The 22,080-nt window shown below is 47.8% G+C and carries 17 protein-coding genes and 1 tRNA gene; 6 read left to right on the forward strand and 12 right to left on the reverse strand.

The features are described from left to right. Nucleotides 1-5: 5 nt before the first annotated feature. Both IDZ20_RS16260 and IDZ20_RS00720 read right to left on the reverse strand, forming a co-directional pair. Nucleotides 6-3,200, reverse strand: coding sequence for an extracellular catalytic domain type 1 short-chain-length polyhydroxyalkanoate depolymerase (locus IDZ20_RS16260; RefSeq protein ID WP_188149512.1), 3,195 nt, complete (start codon nt 3,198-3,200; stop codon nt 6-8). Nucleotides 3,201-3,652: 452 nt separating this feature from the next. After that, on the reverse strand, nt 3,653-6,151 hold the full coding sequence (locus IDZ20_RS00720; protein ID WP_188149513.1) for a glycoside hydrolase family 9 protein: 2,499 nt from the start codon (nt 6,149-6,151) through the stop codon (nt 3,653-3,655). A 256-nt stretch (nt 6,152-6,407) separates the two neighbouring features. On the opposite strand from IDZ20_RS00720, the gene IDZ20_RS00725 reads away from it, so the two are divergent. The 4 genes from IDZ20_RS00725 (at nt 6,408) to IDZ20_RS00740 (ending at nt 10,241) form a co-directional block, all read left to right on the forward strand. After that, nucleotides 6,408-6,692, forward strand: coding sequence for a hypothetical protein (locus IDZ20_RS00725; protein ID WP_188149514.1), 285 nt, complete (start codon nt 6,408-6,410; stop codon nt 6,690-6,692). A 786-nt stretch (nt 6,693-7,478) separates the two neighbouring features. Continuing rightward, nucleotides 7,479-8,351, forward strand: coding sequence for a protein kinase domain-containing protein (locus IDZ20_RS00730; RefSeq protein ID WP_188149515.1), 873 nt, complete (start codon nt 7,479-7,481; stop codon nt 8,349-8,351). Nucleotides 8,352-8,353: 2 nt separating this feature from the next. Next, nucleotides 8,354-9,922: a tetratricopeptide repeat protein gene (locus IDZ20_RS00735; RefSeq protein WP_188149516.1), complete on the forward strand. Its 1,569-nt coding sequence runs from the start codon at nt 8,354-8,356 to the stop codon at nt 9,920-9,922. A gap of 163 nt (nt 9,923-10,085) precedes the next feature. Further along, nucleotides 10,086-10,241 carry a hypothetical protein gene (locus tag IDZ20_RS00740; RefSeq protein ID WP_188149517.1) on the forward strand — a complete coding sequence of 52 codons (156 nt, stop codon included), beginning with the start codon at nt 10,086-10,088 and terminating at the stop codon, nt 10,239-10,241. A gap of 402 nt (nt 10,242-10,643) precedes the next feature. Here IDZ20_RS00740 and IDZ20_RS00745 read toward each other — a convergent pair. From IDZ20_RS00745 to mutY, 3 genes are all read right to left on the reverse strand, one after another. Continuing rightward, nucleotides 10,644-10,719 (reverse strand) — tRNA-Phe (locus tag IDZ20_RS00745). Nucleotides 10,720-10,816: 97 nt separating this feature from the next. After that, a complete protein-coding gene (locus IDZ20_RS00750; protein WP_188149518.1) occupies nt 10,817-11,095 on the reverse strand; it encodes an oxidative damage protection protein in 279 nt (92 codons plus the stop codon). Nucleotides 11,096-11,125: 30 nt separating this feature from the next. Beyond that, entirely contained in the window at nt 11,126-12,184 is a 1,059-nt protein-coding gene (gene mutY / locus IDZ20_RS00755) for an A/G-specific adenine glycosylase (RefSeq protein WP_188149519.1), read from the reverse strand. Nucleotides 12,185-12,368: 184 nt separating this feature from the next. Here mutY and gcvT point away from each other — a divergent pair, with 184 nt between their 5' ends. After that, nucleotides 12,369-13,514, forward strand: a complete 1,146-nt coding sequence (gcvT, locus tag IDZ20_RS00760) for a glycine cleavage system aminomethyltransferase GcvT (RefSeq protein ID WP_188149520.1) — start codon at nt 12,369-12,371, stop codon at nt 13,512-13,514. Between the two features lie 78 nt (nt 13,515-13,592). Beyond that, on the forward strand, nt 13,593-13,982 hold the full coding sequence (gene gcvH, locus IDZ20_RS00765; protein WP_188149521.1) for a glycine cleavage system protein GcvH: 390 nt from the start codon (nt 13,593-13,595) through the stop codon (nt 13,980-13,982). Nucleotides 13,983-14,106: 124 nt separating this feature from the next. Here the strand turns inward: gcvH and IDZ20_RS00770 are convergent, their stop codons facing one another. The 7 genes from IDZ20_RS00770 to IDZ20_RS00800 form a co-directional block, all read right to left on the reverse strand. Continuing rightward, the gene (locus IDZ20_RS00770; protein ID WP_188149522.1) at nt 14,107-15,324 is read right to left on the reverse strand and encodes a hypothetical protein; all 1,218 of its coding nucleotides are present in this window, start codon (nt 15,322-15,324) and stop codon (nt 14,107-14,109) included. 65 nt (nt 15,325-15,389) lie between these two features. Next, a complete protein-coding gene (locus IDZ20_RS00775) occupies nt 15,390-16,832 on the reverse strand; it encodes a methyl-accepting chemotaxis protein (RefSeq protein ID WP_245792035.1) in 1,443 nt (480 codons plus the stop codon). A gap of 559 nt (nt 16,833-17,391) precedes the next feature. Next, nucleotides 17,392-17,814, reverse strand: a complete 423-nt coding sequence (locus IDZ20_RS00780; RefSeq protein ID WP_188149524.1) for a type 2 periplasmic-binding domain-containing protein — start codon at nt 17,812-17,814, stop codon at nt 17,392-17,394. 12 nt (nt 17,815-17,826) lie between these two features. After that, a complete protein-coding gene (locus IDZ20_RS00785) occupies nt 17,827-18,906 on the reverse strand; it encodes a hypothetical protein (RefSeq protein WP_188149525.1) in 1,080 nt (359 codons plus the stop codon). Nucleotides 18,907-19,112: 206 nt separating this feature from the next. Then, nucleotides 19,113-19,979 (reverse strand): HDOD domain-containing protein, encoded by an 867-nt coding sequence (locus IDZ20_RS00790; RefSeq protein ID WP_188149526.1) that lies wholly within the window; start codon nt 19,977-19,979, stop codon nt 19,113-19,115. A 102-nt stretch (nt 19,980-20,081) separates the two neighbouring features. Then, nucleotides 20,082-21,350: an imelysin family protein gene (locus IDZ20_RS00795; protein ID WP_188149527.1), complete on the reverse strand. Its 1,269-nt coding sequence runs from the start codon at nt 21,348-21,350 to the stop codon at nt 20,082-20,084. Between the two features lie 62 nt (nt 21,351-21,412). Then, nucleotides 21,413-22,066, reverse strand: coding sequence for a histidinol-phosphatase (locus IDZ20_RS00800; protein ID WP_188149528.1), 654 nt, complete (start codon nt 22,064-22,066; stop codon nt 21,413-21,415). Nucleotides 22,067-22,080 lie beyond the last annotated feature (14 nt).

The following is a 22,080-nucleotide window of genomic DNA, read 5'->3' on the forward strand; positions in this document are numbered from 1 at the left end:
TAATGCTATTGAAGGTTGGGCGTATTCCACGGCATCCAGCGAGCGGTATCAACATTCACCTTACTGGAATTTACAATCGTGGTATTGGCTGAATCGTTCCCAAGTAGAAACTTCTCAACAAATGCATCCACGTACTGCTGTGATCCCGACGGGAACTGGCAGTGGTCATAGCCGCCTATCTGGTTAACACCCATATGGTCGGCAATACCAAGTGCTTTATAAATCTCGCGAGAGGCCACTGCCGAGGTATAAGTGCTTTCCCAGCCCAGCCACTCCATATCGCTGTTCTCTAAAACGAGTAGTCCGCGCGGTGCAACCATACCTAACAGTTCGTGGTTATCCACGGGCAGCTTGGTGACGGTGCCGTTGTTGGCGAACTGTTCAAGGCTGGAGCTCATCCATGGGTTTTCGCCGACAATTTGGCTAGCGGTTTGAACGTTAGTGCCGGCGGCTTTTTGTGCGTCGGAAACACGCCATGCGGCGGTGCCGCCAGAGCCAGACTCTTGCGGAATGACGAGCGATATACGTTCATCCATTGCGCCGACAACGATTGCGCCTTTGCCGTTACGTGAGCAACCGGTAACGCCGATACGACTGGCGTTAAGATTGTGGCCAGAGGTGTTTTCTAGCACGTCGATAATACGGCTAACGCCCCATGCCCAAGCGACGGTAGAGCCCGCGGAATGGTTGCTGCCGTAAATATCGTAAAACTTACCCTGACCGCGAGAACCGCTGCCGTTGTGAGCGCCGATTTCACTATTGTTGAAGTTCACCACGGCCACACCTTTGTTTTTTAGGCCATTGTTGTTCAGGTTAGAACCGCCGACACCGATCATAACGGGGAAGGGCCCTGTACCGCTGGGCATATCAACGCTGGCGCTGTAGGTAACGGTATTGCCGTTCTCGGTAACGCTCACCGAGATACTGTTGTTACTGACACTGCCGGAAACCGAACCGTTAAACCTTGGTTTTTCGCCGTAAATCCAACGCTCGTGCATGGCTTTTATTTCGGCGCGTCGACAGGTCCAATCATATCGGGAAGATACGTTGCTTCCATCCATCGATTTGAACGGGTTCGGCAGTTCAGAAATGGCCGGTAGGCTGGCATAGGAACCCGTATCGGGCACGTAACAACTTGCGCCGGTGTCTTCTTCGGTAAGCGGCTCAAAGCCGCCGATGGGGCCTGGCGTTGGCGTTTGTGTAGGGGTGGGAGTAGGTGAGGGGGTAGGAGTAGGCGACTGAGTCGGATTGGGTGTTGGAGTCGGAGTCGGTAAAGGGTTTCCGCCAACGACATTTTCGCAGCTGTTAATGCCGATGCAGTTGACGCCATTTTCGAAGCTCCAGCCGGAGTTTTGGTTCTGGCAAATCGGTAGCTCCCAGCCGTACCAGTCACACATTTGGCCGTTAGCGACCGGCGTTGGTGTTGGCGATGGCACTGGGGTTGGTGTTGCGGTAGCTATCGGCGTTGGTGTTGCTGTGGGCACCGGGGTGGGTGTCGCTGTTGGAGCCGGCGGCGGTGTAGGAGTTGGTTCCAGTGAGGGCGTTGGGCTAGGCACTGGTGTTGGTGAAGGCGTTGGTGAAGGCGTTGGAACTTGAGTCGGCGTCGGACTACTGCAGTTGCTCACCACACCTTGACCACCATTAGAACTGCTTTCACAGGTTTCTCGGCCGATACAGCTTTGATTGTTTTCCCATCCCCAGCCGCTATTGTTCTGGCAAAGCGGGCGAGGGGCGTCATTCCACCAATAGCACACTTCCTCACACTGATCTGGCGGTGTGGTTGGTGTGGCTGTTGGCGTCGCTGTTGGCACCGGAGTCGGTGTTGAGGTAGGAATAACCGTGGGTGTAACAGTAGGGTTGGGCGTGGGGGTTACAGTGCTGCCACCCGTAACATTGCCAAAACCAATGGAACCGTTGCAGTGCAGCATTTCTGAATAGGAGCCTCCGCCACAGGTCTCGTCCCAAGCGCCGGTATTATCCTGTTGGTCTTCTGCTTGGCGTACATCGCCGTTAATACTGACGTAGTCTACTTGCACATCCAAATCGCCCGAGTCGTTGGTGAACGAAACCCGAAGCTCGCCGGTTGCATTCGTACTAACCGAGTAATTACTCATGCTGGTAGACAAGGTCCAGGTCTGGATCGCCGCGCCGCCAATCTCAAGCGTAACGCTCTCTTCCCCAGTAACACCGCTCATGCGAACAACAATAGCGTTGGCGCCTGCACCTGACGAAGAACTCGACGAAGAGCTAGAGGATGAGCTGGAAGACGAACTGGAACTAGACGGCGGGGTTGAGTCGTCTAGGTTGAAAAAGCGAATCGCCTCCTCTTCTTCGACCGGTAAATTGTGCGGCACGCCTTGCAAACTAATGGCCTCTACCTGCGCATTTGCACCGCTGCTGCCGTAGCGAGTGCGGGTCGCATTTGCCGATGGTTGATCGGTAAAGGTTGGCGTTTGTGATAAGCCGTGAACATTCGTCCACTGTTTTATTGCCTCGTTAAAATTGTTGTAGTTCAGTGTTTCGTCATTGGTGCCGTGCCACAACTGTATGCGCGGGCGTTCGCCGCCGTAGCCCGGGTTGGCATTGCGTACTGCGTCACCCCAGGCTTGTGCAGTTTTAGTGATATTGCCGTTCGCACATTCACCGCTCCACTCAGAGCTGCCAGTAGTTGCGAAGCAGGTATAGGGTACGCCTGCGAATGCCGCGCCAGCACTAAATACGTCTGGGTAAAGTGCCAGCATCACATTTGTCATCATTGCGCCGGAAGAAACGCCGGTTACAAAAATACGGTTAGCATCTACGTTGTAGTTACTTTGCACATAATTAACCATCGACATAAGCGCAACCGGGTCACTACCACCATCGCGCGTAAGTGCTGACGAAGAGTAAACATCAAAGCACTTAGAGCTGCGCGTTGCGGTTGGGTAGATAACGATAAAACCGTAAGTGTCGGCTAAGTTGTTGTAGCTGGTGTTTTGAAAAAATTCTGGGCCAGTACCGGTGCAGTAGTGAACGGCTAAGAGTAATGGCGCATTGCTTTGCACGTTATCAGGAACATATAAGTGCATATCTAAATTGGATGGATTGTTACCAAAGTTTGATACTTGCGATAACGAGGCCGCAAAGGCCGCCGGCGCAAATAATTGATAAAACCCCACCGTTGCAATACACCGCAGCAGTTTATGTAAATATTTTTTCATAGCATCTGTACCCTTATTGATTATTGTTGGATAGGTTTAGATTCGTTTTTCTCGCTGTTAAATATGAATCGAAACCTATGGTCGGTTAATGGAATGACGGAGTTAAGGGTACGCAAACTACCACATTCTCAGGGTGCTTTTCTTGCGGGAAATTCTAAAAAAATAAATCGGTCTAAATCGTTCGATCCAATATTCTTTTTTATAATTTTAACCATTAAAAATAGCGGTTTTTTGTATTTTATTTAGAAATATAGTGGTTGTTTTTGGTGTGGTATTTTCGCTGTTTAAATGTAACCGTAGTCATTTTTTTGCGAAGATATGCAGGGGCTTTTTAGGCCCCTTATATTATTTATAGGTAAGTTTTTTTACGGTGGTTTCAGTTTTTTAATCCTGATAATAAACCTCTTTCAGGTGGCATTAAAAAATGTAAATACTTGGCGGATACATCTAAATCATTCCGTCTTATCATTCAAAAGACTTTCCACCGCGTTAACTAAATAAATATACGCTGCGCCAAGATTTACCACGTATTCATTCTCGCCCCAGAAAAAGGGCCAGTCTTCTTTGTTTTCTGGGTAGTCGGGTTTAAGGATTAAAACGCCAGGAACAATTCCACCCGCAATAAACGAAAAATCTGCACGGTTGCTGCCGTATGCCACACGCTTGGAGCGAGTGCCAACAGCCGAAACAAACGAAATATTAGAGTCAGGATGTGTGCCGTATAAATAATTCAGCGACTTAAAGGCTTGCTCACGGCTAATAATATCGGGGAAGTTTTTGTGTAATAAATAATTAACAATACCCAAGCGAATAATAGTGCCGTTACCCGCCCAGCCGCCTTCAGTAATTTCTACGCCGTATGGATTTTGCTGCGCATAGCTCGCCAAGGTTTTACTGTGTTGTTGGGCCAGCGCGCGCATTTTGTTTTTGTAGTCACTATCCATATAGGGCATGGCCTGCAACAAATAGGGTGCGTGATAAATAAATTCCGCATCTAACTCTGGCAGTAGTGCCGTTATTACCTGCTTGTATTCTTCATTCCCGTTACTCGACACCAACAACTCAACCGCTGCTTTTAGCTTCTCAGCATGTAGCGGGCCTCCGGTGGTATTGCCGTGTCGATAAAGTAGCGGCGCACGGCCTTGCTCTTTATTCCAGGCTTTTAGTGCGACGTCTGCGCACTCTTTGGCGAGTGTATCGTTGTAGCCTTTTAACGCGCGGCTGGCCGCCGTAAGCGCGGCAATAGAACCGTAATTTAGCGCCGAACTTTCGCTGGTAAAGGCCCAGCGATCGTCGAACTTGCCGCTTTCAAAACCGTTACTTTGGTTTACGCCTAACTTGGCGTTGTAAATTAAGTTGTCGGTCATGGTCAGGCCATCACCAAGATGGGTGTACTGCGAAATATCGGGAACGATAATGCCGTGAATGGCATGGCCCACCGCACGAAACTGAGCAACCAGTGCCAAGCTGCCATGCTCAATTTGCTGCAACAGATCGTTTTTACCGTCCGGCACGTGAATGTCCACATAGCGCGCGTCGTAATCGACTAATGTGGTGTCGCGGTTGAGCTTGAATGTCTCCCAAGTACTTACCAAACCCAGTACCGTGCCGTATTGGGTTTGGGTTCGAATATCAAAGTCGCCAGCGTCGTACCAACCGCCAATATCAAGGCCTGGAATATGTTCGCCCGGCTGGTACTGGGTATCGGTAGTGGGGCCTTGCGCGTAGAGGTCAAAATGTTCGTGGTTAACCGGCGCTTGCAGCGCATCGTCTAGGTGCGAAGCGCCATGCCAAACACGGTAGGCTTCATTGACTAACACATGATCCATTTGTACCGGGAAGAACACATCCAAAGTTGGCTGCCACGCCTTGGCGTAAACGTCTTTGCCAATCGGAAAGCTAGCCGTGCGCTGACCGCGATATTCTATTTGGTAAAGGCCGGGCTTTTTCACCTCACTAAAGTCGAACTCCAGGTAGTTATAGCGTTTGTACTTGCCCCAGGCTTTTACGGTTTGCTCCAGTACAACTTTCGGCTTGCCACTGTTGCCAATATTTAGCAGGCGGGCTTTGCCAAGGGCTTTATCGGCGCCGTCCAACTCAATAACCGCCACCTTAGTTTGGCTTGGGTGGTAGCCCACTTGAGAGTGGCCAATAACCGGTTCGCGAAGCCAGCCTGGGGTGGAATTTACCTCTAACTGCCACTCCAAAACTTTGCCGCGCTTATTGGCCGGCAGCAGGCTACGTGCAACAAACCAGCCGTTTTGCGCCTTGTTACGACCGTCGTACAGGCTAATCTCCGCTTTAGAGCTAATCGCAATACGTTGTTCGTCATCTTCTGGCGCCAACACAAGGTGTTTGCCCACCGCTAACGGCAGCGGTGCCACAACATCGTTTTGCTCTTTAGGGCCACCAGGGTAAAGCGGGAAGCTACCAGCCGTGCCATCCATCAAAAAGGCTTTTTCAAAATACACCGAAGGCAAAAACTCAAGGTTAAACCCGGCCTTGCCCTCTAGCGCTTTTGGCAGAGGTTTTGGCAGGTTAACGGAGATAAGCAGGTTTTCGCCCTTACTCTCAGCGCGAATAGAGAACTCAAAATCGTGGTTGGAATATTTTAGAAAAGCCTCAATCACACCCTTGTCGAGGTCGACTTCGCGCCTAATAAACTCGGGGATGCTGTCCCATTGTTCAGGCGTTGCATAGAGGCGAACATCGCCATTTGTTGCGGTGCGCTCGCCGTGGTGAATAATCTCAACACCGCTGATTTTGGCGTCACTGAACAGGCCGTCGTACCAATTGCTAAACACCAACACTTCCGCGCCGGGTGCTGCAAAAATCTCTTTCTCGTTAAGCTTTATATCCGCCGCCGCGGCAACACCCGCAAACGGAAGCAGTGCTAAGGGCAGAAGTCGTAGGAAAAAAGCGCGCAGGGGGGCTTGGGTTATAGGTGTCATGGGAGACCTCGAATTATTGTTAGCCCTCCTATATTAGCTTAAATACGTTATCTTATGGTGAAAATGACTATTACATTCTGTGGTTGCTCTCTACTAGGGGCAAATCCAACTCGTGAGCATAAAATAAATAGCCTAAGTGATAGGCAAAGTCGGTTGGGGATTATGTGGGGTGGGTATTTCGTGAATCATGCCAAACCTTATATTCCAGTTTTGCTCCGGCTCGCTACTGTACGCCAATGACGTATAGCTAGATCAAATGGCTAACCTCTTGCTTGCTGGGGATGAAATAGCATTTTCAGACTTGGTGCTGGATTGGTACAGACATGAATTTGAGTGCGAGCTAACCCCAAAACCTATGGATGCAGAACCGCGAATGGTGGCACTCAAAGCCAGTATTGTTGAGCGTCTCGTCGAAGTACTTAATATGCCGCCTTGGGCTAATTCAACTAAAGGTGTAAGCGAAGTGGTTAAGCTTCAGAGTGATCGCCTACTTGAAGATGAATATTATTGTGAAGCTTTCGAAAAAGAGGTTTTCTCGTAGCGAGAAATTTTATGTTTGTTATCTAACAGGTAAAGGGATTTAGATATGAAAAAATACTACGACATTGGTAGTGGTACCCTTTCACGCCCAGTAATAGAGGGTGCACTTAAGCGTTTGGCTCAACTTTTGGGAGAGCAAAATAAAAGCGGTCAATGTCGAGTTCATCGGGTTTGAACGATGTGAAAATTATTGAAAAGTCGCTAGACAGTTTTATGTAAAGCCTAGCGTGTTCGAGAGGGCAGAGATAGCTCCGTTTTACCAAATTTTGGCAGTGAACGTTTTTTACCATAATTTGGCGATTGCGCCATATTATGGATGAATCCACACCCAATTGATCCCCTAGCTAATTTCAATGCTAAATCCCTTAACTTAGTGCCATTCGACTCTGAACCTATTGATCTAGGCTTTTTTGTATCGCGGTGAGGAAGGGATTCGAACGTGTATTTAAGTGCAAAATATTGTTTTTTTCATAAGCTTAATGACCTTTATGACACAGTTCGACACAATCAGCAGAACGATGTAGTCAAAATGTGGGAAAATAAAGGCAATATTCAGGAGTAACATCCTTTCAAATCGCGACGGTAGCCTCCAGTATTAAATAGATATTAAAAAACCAATTCAATAAAGGTGAATTTTGTGCCATCAAGAGCTTTGTTAGGTCTCACCACCAAGTCTGGCTGGATCGTGACCAAGGATCTACAGGACCACAAAATGGTCTCAGGGGGTAATTTCTGTACTAGGTGGCTAGCAGAATCACCGGAAGGAAAGGTGGGGTTCCTTAAAGCAATGGATATATCTCGGGCCTTAGGGCAGGGCCCTGAGGCTATCCAATCTTTAATTACTGAGTACATTTTTGAGCGAGACATCTTAGAGCACTGCAAAGCGCTGCGCATGTCCAAAGTTGTCTTGGCGTTAGATGCTGGAGAATTAACGGTTCCTAACTTCCAAAACGGCACGGTTTACTACCTAATATTTGAAAAGGCCGATGGAGATTTGAGACAAGAATTTCTCAATAACCTAAACCACAAGAAATGGCGGAACGCCTTTAAAGCGATACACCATGTGTCGGTAGGAGCAGCTCAACTGCAAAGGGCCCGTATTGCGCATCAAGACATAAAACCGTCTAACGTACTATGCTTCTCTGAAGAGTCAAAACTTTCAGACCTTGGGAGAGTAACAGATGAAGGCGGGAGGTCTCCTTTTCTTGGTGCGCAGTTTACAGGCGATCCACGATACGAACCGATTGAAGGGAATTTTGGCGTGCATGGCAATGATTTTATCGATAGATACCATACCGATATTTATATGGTTGGAAGCCTTGCTTATCAGTTGGTAACAGGAATTCAAATGCCAGCAAAGATGATGGAAGAGGCTAGACTACTAACGCCACATGTTTTTTCGATGTCATATATTGAAGCCTTACCTATATTAATAAGCGCTTTCAATACTATTATTGACCGTTTTCATAAAAAGTGTGAAAAAGACTTCGGTGAAAAAATTGCTGTCAACTTGAAAACAGTAGTATTCGAGATGTGCCACCCAGATAAGGAAAAGCGTGGAGCACCAGGTGCGAAACGAACAGCCCAGCGACTTTCATTTGAACGCTACGTAGGAAAATTTAATACACTTGCAACTCAAGCCCAGATTGCCAGGTTATGACCATGAAGATTGAAGTTGTTTCAGATAAGCGACACTTAATTCCTAGATGGCACACATCTAGAAAATCTTTTTCGTTGCAATTTTCCAACGTAGACGCGCTCCCACGAACAATTAACCAAAGAGACAGACAATGGCTATCCAACTCAATTTCTGAATGGCAAGAAAGCAAAACCGTCTCGTCAGCAATAGATCTACTGGTAAGGCTTCGTCACGTAGAGTCTCAAGATTCTCAAGACTACCAAAATGTCGTTAATTACCTCCAAAATAATGACACAAAAATAACTAACGAAGTGAGGGAGTTAATCTCGCCGAAGCAACATTATATTGATGAAGATTTAATGTATTCTACTCATAAGGGCGATATATATCGCGTAATAAGTAAATTAAAAAGTAAGTTACGCAGCTACCCGAATGACGCACTGAGCTGGGCGGATCTCGCATTTTACTATACGTCAATAGGTCAAAATGAAAAGGCAAAGAAGTGCATAGATACGGGTTGCAATTTGGCCCCGGAGAACCCTTTTATGGTGAGAGCTAAATCTCGCTTTCTTGTTCACGTTGATCAGCTACAAGCTGCAGCAAAATATCTAAACTCAATAAAATCGGCTAACCACAACCCTCTTATTGCTTCAGCTAAATTATCTATTCAAGCACTTATTGGAAATAACAAAATAGACGTAAAAAACATCAAATACCTCATAGAAAAATACAGGGGACAGCCGTACCTAATTAGCGAGCTTGCTGCTGGTTACGGAACTTTGGAGATCATGAACGGAGCATTAAAAAAGGGTAAAAAATCTCTTAATGACTCTCTGGTTTTCCCTTCAGAAAATACCATATCACAATGTGTCTGGCTCCAAAAAAAAGCCGGAGTTGATTTTAGTCATAACTTGATCAGTTTACAGCAAACTATCGAAGGCGAGGTGACAAAGAGCTACACAGATAAAGAGTTCATAAAATGTCGAGACCACCTGGTCAACCTTCATGCATTTCAGCCATTCAGTGATCGCTCAATTGTTTCTGCTGGTTATTTGTGCCTCGCTGCACTCGACGATTTTGAATTTGTTATAAATTTATCTGAAGGACGAGTTCCCCTGTCTGACATGAGCTTCTTAGAGCTTAATAATCTGATTGTGGCATACCTGCTAAGGGGGGATGTCTCGTTAGCCACTCCATTAATGAAAGCTCTTCATGAAAAAGTAAAAATCAACCCTGAACACAGTAAAGCTATTCTTTATGCTACCTCCGGTCTACATCTGATACTTTCAGGGTATGTTGACGAAGGGTCTATGCTTTACGAAAAAGTAATTTCAAAACTTAAGGTAAAAAAAGAACAACGCCAACTAGCACTAGCGTCATATTTTTATTCGAGAGCCATATATAATTTTGATAAGGAAAAAGCAGAATCTTTAATTCAGGAAGCTAAAAATATCTCAAAGAAATATAAAATTGAAGAACTTAATACCAATAAATTCTTTGATAAAAAAACTGATCTAACTGCCTACAATCTTCACGTCACCACAACAAAGCCGGTTAACCTGAGTTCAAAGTTTATACCTCTATTAGAATAGAAGATCGCCCGCGGCTAGGCAGAGGCCCTGATTACCTTGTTCTACCTTTCCATCTTTTTAAAAAAAGGGACAAAATCGAAATCGTTTGGATCAGAGTTGATTTATTTTGGTGACAAGATGTCCGCTTTGGAGAGATCCTACCGACAACAATTAGGCGGCGCGAATGACCGCTGTTGGCCGTTTGCTGCCAGCCATGTCTTCACTCCCCTTGCGCTGCTATAAATCTATCCCACCCATATTCATTGGCAAGGGCAAGCCTACGGTGCTTCAAACCTTGCTAATGAATATGGGCGTGATTAACGATTTACGCGCAAGGTGACCGAAGACATGACTCTTAATCAAGTGAGCAGATACTATAGTTCAAGCAATACAAAAGCCCAGCAACTCTACATTGCTGGGCTTTTCAACTTTTAAAGCCTCGTTTTACCAATTTTTGGCAGTGGACGTTTTTTACCATAATTTGGCAATAGCGCCATATTATGGATGAATCCACAGGCCGACGTCGGCGCTGGATCTTGGGCTTCTGCTCAATGTTTGACCTGGCGCGCACTGCGGAAGCATCGAATCAGCCTAAGGGCTGTTTCGCCCCTGCGGGCTTCGCGCGTTGCGCTCGTGGCCAATTGCTGGGCAATTGGTCGAACCACATCGGTGGTTCTCATCCGCCACCAAACACCAGACATTAAAAAAGCCCCGCATTTTACAATGCGGGGCTTTTTTAATGTGGTGCCCGGAGGCGGAATCGAACCACCGACACGGGGATTTTCAATCCCCTGCTCTACCGACTGAGCTATCCGGGCAAACATCTTTTGCAGAGCTTTAAGGCTCTAAGCGAAAGAGGCGCGTATTAAACCTTCACGCGCGGTTTTAGTCAATAGCCTAGCGCAAATTGTTTGGCTAACTCTTGTCTGCTGGGGCTACGTAGCCGTCGGCTTGGTCGTAGTCGTCGCCAGAGAGGAACTTGTCCATCTGTTCGTTAAGGTAGGCGCGGGCGGTCATGTCCATCAGGCTTAGCTGTTTTTCGTTTATCAGCATGGTTTGGTGTTCTAGCCATGCCTTCCACGCTTTTTGGGATACGTCTTCATATAGGGCTAGACCTTTGGGGCCGGGTAGTGGTGGCGTTACTAGGCCTTCGAGTTCTTGTTTGTATTTGCGGCAAATTACGGTGCGGGTCATGTGGGTTCCTGTGGTTTTGCTGGCGGCGCGCTAGGGCTTGGCGCTGGCGAGCTGGTTGAGCAATTTTTTTACGGGGGCTGCTAGGCCCAGCTCTTGTGGTTGCTGCAGGTTATACCAAAGCTGCGGGGCGGTCTCCATCACTTGCTGGGCTTTTGTGATATTTGCGCTCAGCTGTAGTAGCTGCGGTTGAATGTCTAGGTGGTAGTGGCTAAAGGTATGTCGCACGGGTGGCAGTTCGGTGTGAGTGCTTACTACGCCGGTAAGGGCTTCTGTTTGCTGGCAGGCGTCGTCTTCGGGCGGGAATTCCGGCAGGCTCCAGAGGCCGCCCCAAATACCGCTTGGCGGTCGCTGTTGTAACAGTATGTGGCCGTCTAGGTTTTGAATTAGCAGCATTTGTACGGTTTTTACCGGCAGCACTTTGCGGGGTTTTTTGCCTGGGTAGTCTTGGGGGTTGCCTTGTTTATGGGCTAGGCAACTGGACTGCAGCGGGCAAATATCGCATTTAGGCTTGCTGCGACTGCAGAGTGTGGCGCCTAGGTCCATTATGGCTTGGCTGTAGTCGCCGCAGCGCTTGCTGGGCATATGGTGTTCGGCGTGTAGCCACAATTGGCTTACTACCGCTGGTTTGCCGGGCCAGCCTTCTACGGCGTGATGGCGAGCTAGCACGCGCTTTACATTGCCGTCGAGAATGGCGCTGTCTTTGCCGAAGGCGATACTGGCTATGGCGGCGGCGGTGGAGCGGCCAATGCCGGGTAGTGCTTCAAGCTGTTCAGGGTCGCTGGGCATCTGGCCATTGTGTTGTTCCATAACAATTTGCGCGCATTTGTGCAGGTTGCGGGCGCGGGCGTAGTAGCCGAGGCCTGTCCATAGGTGTAGCACTTGGTCTTGCGGGGCTTTGGCTAAGCTTGCCAGTGTTGGTAGCTGTTCTAAAAACAGATTGAAGTAGGGGATTACGGTGTCGACTTGGGTTTGTTGCAACATTATCTCCGAGAGCCATACACGGTAGGGCTCGATCGGCTGCTGCCAGGGCAGGTTTTTACGGCCGTGTTGGTCGAACCAGTTGAGGAGTCGTTTGGCAATGGTGGGCATAGGGTTTGGTCTTGTGTTGCGAATAAGTTCGGGGTTCGGCTAGTGCTTAGCTTGTGGGCTGGCCGAGTAAACCTCAATATTGGCTGGCATTCTATCACCACCCCTTAAGCTAATGCCGCGCTGGTTTATTCCTTGTACAATGCGCGGCAAATTATCATCCATTTTGATTTTGTTGGAATTGCTCATGTTAGAAGAAACGGCTTTAGTTAATGTTCACCGCGAAATGGGCGGCAAGCTGGTCGATTTTGGTGGTTGGAATATGCCGCTTCATTACGGTTCGCAAATAGAGGAGCACAACTGGGTGCGGTCTGACGCGGGCATGTTCGATGTGTCTCACATGACGGTTGTCGATATCGCGGATGCGGGGGAAGTTAATGGAGAGGCTAATAACGGTGCGCGTGTGTTTTTGCGTTATTTGTTGGCCAACGACGTGGACAAGTTAAAGCTCGACGGCAAGGCGCTGTATAGCGGAATGCTAAATACTGAAGGCGGTGTGATTGATGATTTAATCGTCTACAAGATGGCTTTTGGCTATCGTTTGGTGGTGAATTGCGCGACTCGCGAAAAAGACCTAGCGTGGATCAACAAGCAGGCTCAGGCCTATGCCGTAACGGTAAGTGAGCGCCCAGAGATGGCGATGATCGCGGTGCAGGGGCCAAACGCTAGAGCTAAGGTTCATCAATTGCTGAATGCCGAGGCTATTGAATCGCTAGCCATTTTTCAGGGGGCTTTTCTAAACAAAGCCGAGCGCAGCGATTGGTTTGTGGCGCGCACAGGCTATACCGGCGAGGACGGTTACGAAATTATGTTGCCCCAAGCGCAGGCCGAAGGTTTTTGGCGTGAGCTGCGAGCGGCGGGTGTTGCGCCCTGCGGTTTGGGTGCTCGTGATACGTTGCGTTTGGAAGCGGGAATGAACCTGTACGGCCATGAGATGGATGAGCAAACATCGCCGCTAGTGGCGAATATGGGTTGGACGGTAGCCTGGAATCCGGAAGATCGTGACTTTATTGGTCGTGCTGTTTTAGAGGCCGAAAAGGCCGTTGGTGTAAGCCATAAGCTTGTCGGGCTGGTACTTACCGAGCGCGGTGTGTTGCGCGAGGGCCAACAGGTAACCTTAGCTAATGGGAAGGCTAGTGCGAATGACACTGACGCATTGGAAACTGGGGTGATAACCAGCGGTACCTTTTCGCCAACACTGGGCTATTCGATTGCTTTGGCGCGAGTTCCGGTTAGTTTTAGTGGAGAAGTGTGTGTACAGGTGCGAAATAAATTGCTGCCGGTTGCCTTAGTTAAGCCGTGTTTCGTGCGCAATGGTCAAAAAGTGTTTTAAAATAGCCGCCAATTGAATTTAAACTTTCCAGCGGGTAGTGCTGGGTAACAGATTAACTGAATCCTGAAGGAAGCCAAGATGAGCGAAATCCGACCTGAACTTAAATACCTTACTAGCCACGAGTGGGCGCGCTTAGAAACAGATGGCACGGTTACTATTGGTATTACCGATCACGCTCAGGAAGCTTTGGGCGATGTGGTCTTTGTTGAGACCCCAGAAGTAGGCTCTACTGTGAACGTCGGCGAAGAAACCGGTGTAGTCGAATCGGTTAAGGCAGCATCGGATATCTTCTCGCCGGTGACCGGTGAAGTTATCGCGGTAAATCAGTTATTGGAAGACGAGCCGGAAACGGTGAATTCCTCCCCGTTTGATGACGGCTGGTTTTTTAAGGTTAAGCCTTCCGATTTGTCTGAGTTAGAAGCGGCGCTGTCGGCTGAAGACTATAAAGCTGCAATTGAAGAAGAGTAAATTCTTCTGTGCAACCACAAAAAAGCCCAGCATTTAGCTGGGCTTTTTTGTGGTTATGAATTTTTTAAATTGTTGGTTAGATAGAATGTAAAAACTCCTTTTGTAACCTTTTTCAAATCTCTTTTTAAAACACCGTTACGATGGCAAAGCGTAGAAGATTATTGGTGTTATCAACCGGCAATTTTTCGTTTTGAGATTTATACTCGAGCTTAAGCGCCGCAGCATTGTGGAAATCCCAGCGGAGCCCCAGAATATAATAGGTGTTGTCGCGAGCTGGCTCGCCGAAAATCGCTTGGGTGGTGGCAATTAAACCATCTATTTGATCCGAGACGCCGCGCGGAACTGTATCGAGAAAGCTTGACGAGGAAGGTGTTACTTCCTGGGCGCCGTAAGTGAAGTGCGGTGTGAAGCTGCCAAGGCGTTTGCCGAAGCTTAGGTAGTAGCCGGTCGCTTCGTCCTGGGTAATTGAACCCTCGGTAGTAAGGCTGGTGTGCTCGGTAACGAAAAGATAATCATTGTAGTCAATGGTTAAGCCTAGGCCGCCAAAGGTGCCTTTTTCATCTCCGTCGTTCGCTAAAATATATTGGGAAAAGCCTGCCCACTCCGTTGCAAAACTGGGGTTGTTGGTCGCTTGGCTAAAGCCAGCTCCGGCTAAGGCCCAGCCATCCGCCAAGGGCTGTAAATCATATAGATCAATTTCAATGTCGGCTTGCGAGTAGCCAGCTCGAAAAGTTAGCCAATCGTAATTAAGTGTCCAGGCTGCGCTAACCATATTGCTGATGTTGGTGTTGTAAGAGCTACCTTGAATTTCCAGCGGCTCGGTATTGCGACCAACAACGATGTGCAAGTTAGAGTCGGTTGCGCCGAAGTTGTTATTAATCAATACGCCTAAACCAGTGCCGGAATTAAATGGGACACTATAGGTTGCTTCCGGTGGCGTAATCCAGTGAAACGCGTAACTCACATCAACGTAGTCGGAATAGCTGTAAAAGGGCATGCGCTGGCGGCCGGCAATTATTTTAATATTGTCATTTACCTCGTAGCCGAGGTAAGCCCATTCCAATTTTGTATTCCAGTTGTCTTTACCGCGAGTAACCATCTGTGCAACGGCACTAAGGCCATTACTTAAATCTGCATTGGCTTGAATACCGAGAAAGGAATTTTCTTCAAATAAAAAGTCGTCATCGTAGCCATCTAAAGTGCTATCGCTTGATATGAGCTTGCCGCCAGTCATGGATGCGAAGCCGCTGAGATTAATATCAGCTAAAGCATGTGGTGCATGCAATAACATTGCGATGGTTACTGCACTATAAACGGCGGAATTTCCTCTAGTCTTGTTCATGGTTCTGATTCCTTGAAAATGCCACTACTTAGTTAGATAGCTTTTGTATAAATAATGGCTTTCGATTAAACCTTAAATTGTCGAGTGATATGTTCTAGGTTTGTGGCGAGGGAATTTAACCGCTCACTCACACCGCTGAGCTGCGATGCAGATTTAGATGTGCTAACGGTTTGTTCGTGAATTCGCTCGGCTTCTTGCACCATTTCGTTGGAAATACTTTGTTGCTCTTCTGTAGCGCTGGCGATTTGCTCGTTCATAGCGCTAATAGTGTTCACTGTATCGGTAATGGTTTGTAGACTTTGCCCCGCTTGATTCGCTTCTTGTACTGACTGTTCGACGGCGTTGGTACTTTCGCCCATGGTGTGCACGGCGGCTTGGGCTGCGGACTGCAGCTGCGCAAGTATGGTGTTTATTTCTGCGGTGGATTCCTGGGTTCTTGATGCAAGCCCGCGAACTTCGTCTGCAACTACCGCAAAGCCTCTACCTTGCTCGCCAGCACGAGCGGCTTCGATCGCCGCGTTAAGGGCGAGTAAGTTGGTTTGTTCTGCGATGCCTTTGATAACATCGAGCACAAGGTTAACGCTAGCGGTATCGTGTTCTAGCTTGGCAATAGCATCGGAGGCTTGAGCAATACTGGTTGAAAGTGCTTGGATACCTTTAACTGTATTGACGACGATAATTTGGCCTTTACCGGCTTCTTCATCGGCGATGCGTGCCGCATTTGCGGCTTCAGATGCGTTCATGGCAATCGAGCTAACGCTGGTGCTCATCATTTCGACGTTATTTTTAGATTCGGCGACGCTTCTATTTTGGTCGCCAAGTGTTTGTGTGATAGCGCTGGAAAGTGAGTTAACGTCGGTTGCTAACGACGCCAAAGGTGGAGCTGTTTCAACAATTTGTAAAATGACTTGCTGCAATTTTTCGGTGAAGGTATTGAACCACAAAACCAATTCGCCGATTTCGTCTTTGTTGTTGCTCTTAAGCCGAAGCGTAAGGTCGCCGTTGTCTTCTGCTATGTTCTTAAGCGTTGCTATCACTTCGTCAATGCTATTTTTAATCATGCTGCTAATGGGAATGGCGACAAAAAATAGTAATGCTACGGTTGCCGTCCCTACGGCAATTCCCAGAGAGGTTAGTTTTTCTGCATTTTCGGTGGTTTGATCGAAAGCGGAGTCGAAGCGTTGACTGCGGGTGGATTGAAAACTATTTAGGCTCTCCTGAAGTATTTCTAGCGCTTGCTTCATTCTGGTACTGCTTGCGCCAACGGTCGAGAAATCGATGGTATCGTTAACCATACCCGACGATAAGTTATAGGACTGTGAATAATAGGTTTCGAACTCACTTAAAATATTGTTCAATTCACTATCTAATGCAGGGTCGATTTCCTTTGCTTTGGATATGTCTTTGCGAAATTCTTGAGCCAGTTTGTTCGCGCTAGAAAGCACCTCTTGTTCGGCCGATGTAACGGCATAAGCGAGCGTTTCCTGAATTTTTTCTACTCTTATCAAGTTATGATCCGCCAGCCGAAGCAGGGGAACCTGTTTGGTTCGAGCGTCTACTAGTAATTCGGTTGTGTTATTAAGGAAGTGGACGCTTATAGCCAGATAGGAAAAGAATCCAAAAGCACCGAAAATAGGTATTAGTAGAATTTTCTTTCTTATCGAAATATTTCGTAAAAGGTTCAAATTGAACTCCTAAGGCAGGGCGTAGAAAATTTTCGGTGGCCCCAAGGGCAGAAAATTATATGGGTAACGATATCTATCGACTGTAATGAGTATTTCTTAATCAAGTTTAGAGCGTAATTGGTGTTTTGCAATCCAACGGCAAATATCGATTGGTACCGTTTGTAGATCTATGTCAAATATATAGCGCGAGGAAGGCTTGTTGATAGACGTTACTAGCTAACTAATGGATTTGAACCGCACGGTAGTAGCATTGGACAGGACAAAAAGTTTAACGATATTAGAGTCTTGGGGATGAAACCCCTTGGACTTTGATTAGCCCAAGGGAGAGGTGAAGAGTAGTTAATACAAAAACCGAAGCGCTGTATGAACTGGCAAGAAAAGGCTAGAAGGTGTGAACGACTTTTACAGCGTCGGTAACGTTACTTGCGTCGATGTAACCAATATTACTTGGGTTGCTTGATACAAGGTCGATAACTTCTTGATCGCTACCAGCTTGTTTTAAGGGTACTTCTTTACCCGTAAAAACTAACTTCGCCCAGTAGGATTTCATCTGCGCTTCGTTTTTACCCACTACCGTGGAGTCGAAGTTAATTCGAATAGCGCTACCTTCTTCTTGATTAACTGCATCGGCGGCGCTTCCGTTTGAGAACTTTTTAAGCTTCGCTAGGTAAAGGCGTTGAATGTCCGTTGCGCTAATGCCTGAGGTGTTACTTGGGTGAACAATAACGACCTGCTCGGCGTAGCTGGCGATGCTGCTGCCGAGAAAAAAACAGAGGGCGAGTGACGGTAATAGAAATTTTTTCATTGGTCGTCCTCCTTAAAAGATAATGTCTAAAGAAACGGATATTACAGACACGTCATTTTCGACCGTGGTGGCTACGTTAGTCGCCTTGACGGTTGAAATGCTTTCATCGGTACGCGTTGTATATTCCAGTTTTAGTGCGGACGAAGGATGGAAGTCCCAGCGTACGCCAACGGTGGTGGAATTTGCTTCGGTATCGAGTAGGCCAGTTGCTTGGAAGGTGGCGGGATCAAAAGTATTAAAATCATCGCTTTCGTCTGGGTTGCTATTACTAAGAGTGATATGTGGCGTGAAATTACCAACTTGATAACCGAGTGACCCATACCACGAGAGTGTTTCGCTGCCGCCGCTATCGAGCACGGATATTTCACTGCGCCAAATAAAGTCGTTGTAATCGGCCATAAAAGCTAGCGCTTGGTATGTTGCTGAACCAAAATCACCAACCTGCAAACTATTGTGTAGCAGTCTTACCTTTAGCCAGTCCCATGTCAGTGTCGGTGCTATACCCCAGTCATCTCGTACTTCTAGGGTGGTGTCTTCGCCGAAAGGAATATCACTTGCGCCGTACCAAGCAATCGTTTCAATTTCGACGTCGCTATTCCCGAGGTAGCTTGAGTGGCGCAGGTTTACACCGTCAATAGCCGACTGAGGAATGCTGTAAACATCGCCGGGTGGACGAATCCAATGGTAGGCATAACCTACGTCTAGGTAGTCGGAATAGAAATATAACGGTAAGCGGAATCGACCGGCATTTACGGTGAGATTATCGGTGAGCTCATAGCTTAAGAAGGCAAGCTCGACATTGGCGTTGTAATCGTTGGCGCCTTTCGCGACAACCTGTACTGTGGCGCGCATTTGATCTGTTATGGTGGACTGTGCCTGTAGCGCTACCATCGACTCTGGCGCAAACAGAATATCGTCGTTGTTATAGGTTGCACCCGTGATCGGGTCGACGCTGAAAGTGGTATCGTCGTCCAGCGTTTTGCCTACACCAGCAGAAAGAAAACCGCTAAGTTTTATGTCGGCTGCGAAAGCCGGACTGGAAATCAGTACGGCACCGAGTGTCGTAGCTGTAAGATATTTCTTTATGCTCATCTAGCATCTCCGAATCTAATTTTAAATTTGACCTAGTAGGAGGTTGCGCGCCGTGGCAATTAATTTTAGTAATTCCTCTAAAGTATTGGCGGGTTTGCAGCCTAATCGGTTGGAGTATAGTCAAGGATTCAGATATGCAAATTTGAGGTGTGTAGTTGAACGGCTTTTTTTGATTTAGAACATGAAAAAAAGTAAGGGTTGCGGAGTTAATTGTTTACACCTAATCCCATTTCGGTAATTTCATCGTTGAGGTTCGCAAATTCGTACCGGCTTAAGCCGGTATAGATTAATACCGTTTCCGATATGCGTTCCCATTCGTAGTCGACATCTTCTTTACCAAGTGATCGATATATGCCGCCAATATGTTCGGCGATTTTTAGAACTGCGAGTAATGTTTTCTTTCGTGTGTCGCTTCTATCGTCGGCAAAAGCGGCGTCGACGCGATGATGGTCGTGTATTGCTTGGCAGAGGTAGCTAGGTAAGTTCCACGACTTGCTAACGTAATAGCCGACCACGGCGTGGTTGGTGTGTAAGTGGATGTTTTCTACTTCGGTGATCGCTTTTGATTGTTGAGCGTAGGACTCGCGCATAATCTCCCAATAGTTTGGGAAGCGTTGCATCATTAGTGGGATGCCACAGTTGTGGAAGAGCCCGAGCGTATAGGCTTCTTCTGGATTGGGTATGCCCAATCGTTTGGCGATGATGGCCGCGGCGGTAGCAATGTCCATCGCTGTATCCCAAAAGCTTCCGAGGGCGATAATGTCGTCGTCCGATAGCGCACCTCGAATAGATAGGGCGTTCACCATATTGACCACGGAGTTTACCCCCATCAGGCTTACCGCCTGAGTAATAGAGGTGATGGTGTTGCTGTGTTTGTAGTAGGGCGAGTTGACGGTTTTGAGTATGCTGCCAGAGAGTCCGACATCCTGACTGATGAGCCGGGCTATTTCGTTAATACTGCAAGTCGGCGAGAGCTGCTCCATCTGCAGGTCTACCATTATTTGCGGCTGGGGAGGTATGGAAACGCCCTGAAGTATTTTTTGTATCTGGTTGGTTGTGAGATCTTCGTGCATGGACGCTACATTCATGTTGTGAAAACAACTTAAGTGTAGACGCTAAATTTGCACTCACGGCGTAATTTTACGCCGTTTTGATGGGTTGGCTTGCAGTTGCGGTTATCGTGTTTGGTAGGCTTCGGACGAGTCCTTAATTGCTTGGTAAACCTGACTCCAATCAATCGGCGTGCCACTAGCGCTGCTTTGTTCTAGTTGTTGGTGGGCGCGTTCAAGTTCGGCGGTAATGGTTGCGCCGGTCGTCTCTGGCAAATATAGGTAGCAACCTTTTAGTGACGCTACGGCATTTGCGAGAGCCTGTGCTAATTGTGAGTTTGACAGCAATTGGAATGGTAGGTCTGTGTTTTGGTTTGTTTGCGGGGTAGCGCCGCTGCTGTCAGTAGCGGTATTCGTTTCAGTTTCGCTTGATTCGGTTGCGACGTTGGCTGCGGTGCTACTCGCCACCGTTTTTAACAGTAGCTGGGTAACGGTGCGCTCAAACGCTTTGCGAATTGTAAGGACCTGCTCACTCGGCGTAAGGTCCTGCCAGCTGCTGTGAATTGAGCCAATCCCACGGTTTTCCCATGCGTTATGTAAGCCTTCTATATCGGTTGTTAATTGGTTTGCTTGGGTTTGTAAAAGTGCGCGGCGCCGATTGTTGGGTAGCTCGTTTACAGTGTTGTAGCCTTGTTCGTTATTTGATGTGGTGAGCTCGTCTAGTTCTAGGTAGTCGATTGGCGGACGACTGCCATTCTCACCGAACAACATAAATTCAATTGCGTGTAGGCCGAGAACGATTTCCTCGGCGTCGGTCATACCATGCTGCTTTATGAGGGACTCAGGATTTAGGGGCACGCTGATATCGTGGACTAATCCGGCGTAGGGGTAGTCGCCAAAATAGTCGAGGTAGCCCGGTTGGATCGGTTCGGCACCAATATAGAAATCGGCCTGAACGAGGGGCGCGAAGACTTCTGCTTCAGTCACAGCCAGTTGACTGTAAAAATAGAAGCCTTGGTAGCTGAAGTAGGCACTACGCCATTTCTGTTGGGCTGATGTGAGGTTGGCGGGGGTCGGTTGATCTAGGAAGGTCGATATCGCTTGGCTAAGGTTTCGTGCCTCAGACTCAATAGCGTTTAACGACTCGCTCGCTACCCGCCAAAGTTGTTCGGTAGCAACGCCGGACTGCGCCTGATCGAGATCCATATCACTATTATTGAGCTGTTCGGCTGTCTCTGGAGCCGTGGTTGGCGTGTTTTTTTCGCAGCCAGCGGTTAGTAGTAATAGTAACAAACTGAGACAGAGCAATGCCGTTGAACTGCCAATCCAGCCGCTTGGGCGGCATGTGGAGCGGTTTGATCGCGAGTCAAAAGCGTCGTTTACGGTTGCGTCCATCTTGTCGTTTTCCAAAGGTCGAAGTTCAAAGGCGTTGAAGTTAAACGAGGTGACTGCGTACCTCAACGTAAGCTAATAATAGACCAGTCGTGTGCCTTGGCTACCGTTGCCAGTTTCGCGTCAGGGTCAACGGCTACCGGGTGGTCAACAACGTTCAAAAGTGGCAAATCGTTTGCTGAGTCACTATAAAAATAACTGCCCGCTAGGTTTTCGTTGTTTTGCTCTAGCCAAGTGTTTAAGCGTTTTACTTTGCCTTCTTGAAAGCAGGGTGTACCGCTGGGTTTGCCGGTATAGTGGTTATCAATTATCTCAGCATCCGACGCCAGCAACTCTTCGATACCCACGGCTTTAGCGATAGGTGCGGTAATAAAACGGTTGGTAGCGGTAATGATTAGCAGGCGGTCGCCGTTTGCACGGTGCTTGGCAATTAAGGCTGCTGCTTTTGGCAGCATAATGGGGGCGATTTTACGCTGAAAAAACTTGGCGTGCAGTTCTTCTAGTTCAAGCATTGTAAAACGACTAAGAGGCGCCAGGGCGAACTCTAGATAGGCCATGATATCGAGACTGCCGGCCTGGTAATCGAGATAAAATTGATCGTTTGCGCGTTGGTGGGCTTCTCCCTCGATTATGCCTTCTTCTACTAGAAATTCGCCCCAAGCGTGATCACTATCACCGGCGATTAGAGTGTTGTCGAGATCGAATATTGCTAAGCTCAAGGTCTGTCCTGCTT

Source organism: Teredinibacter waterburyi, from assembly GCF_001922985.1.
Lineage (GTDB): Bacteria > Pseudomonadota > Gammaproteobacteria > Pseudomonadales > Cellvibrionaceae > Teredinibacter > Teredinibacter waterburyi.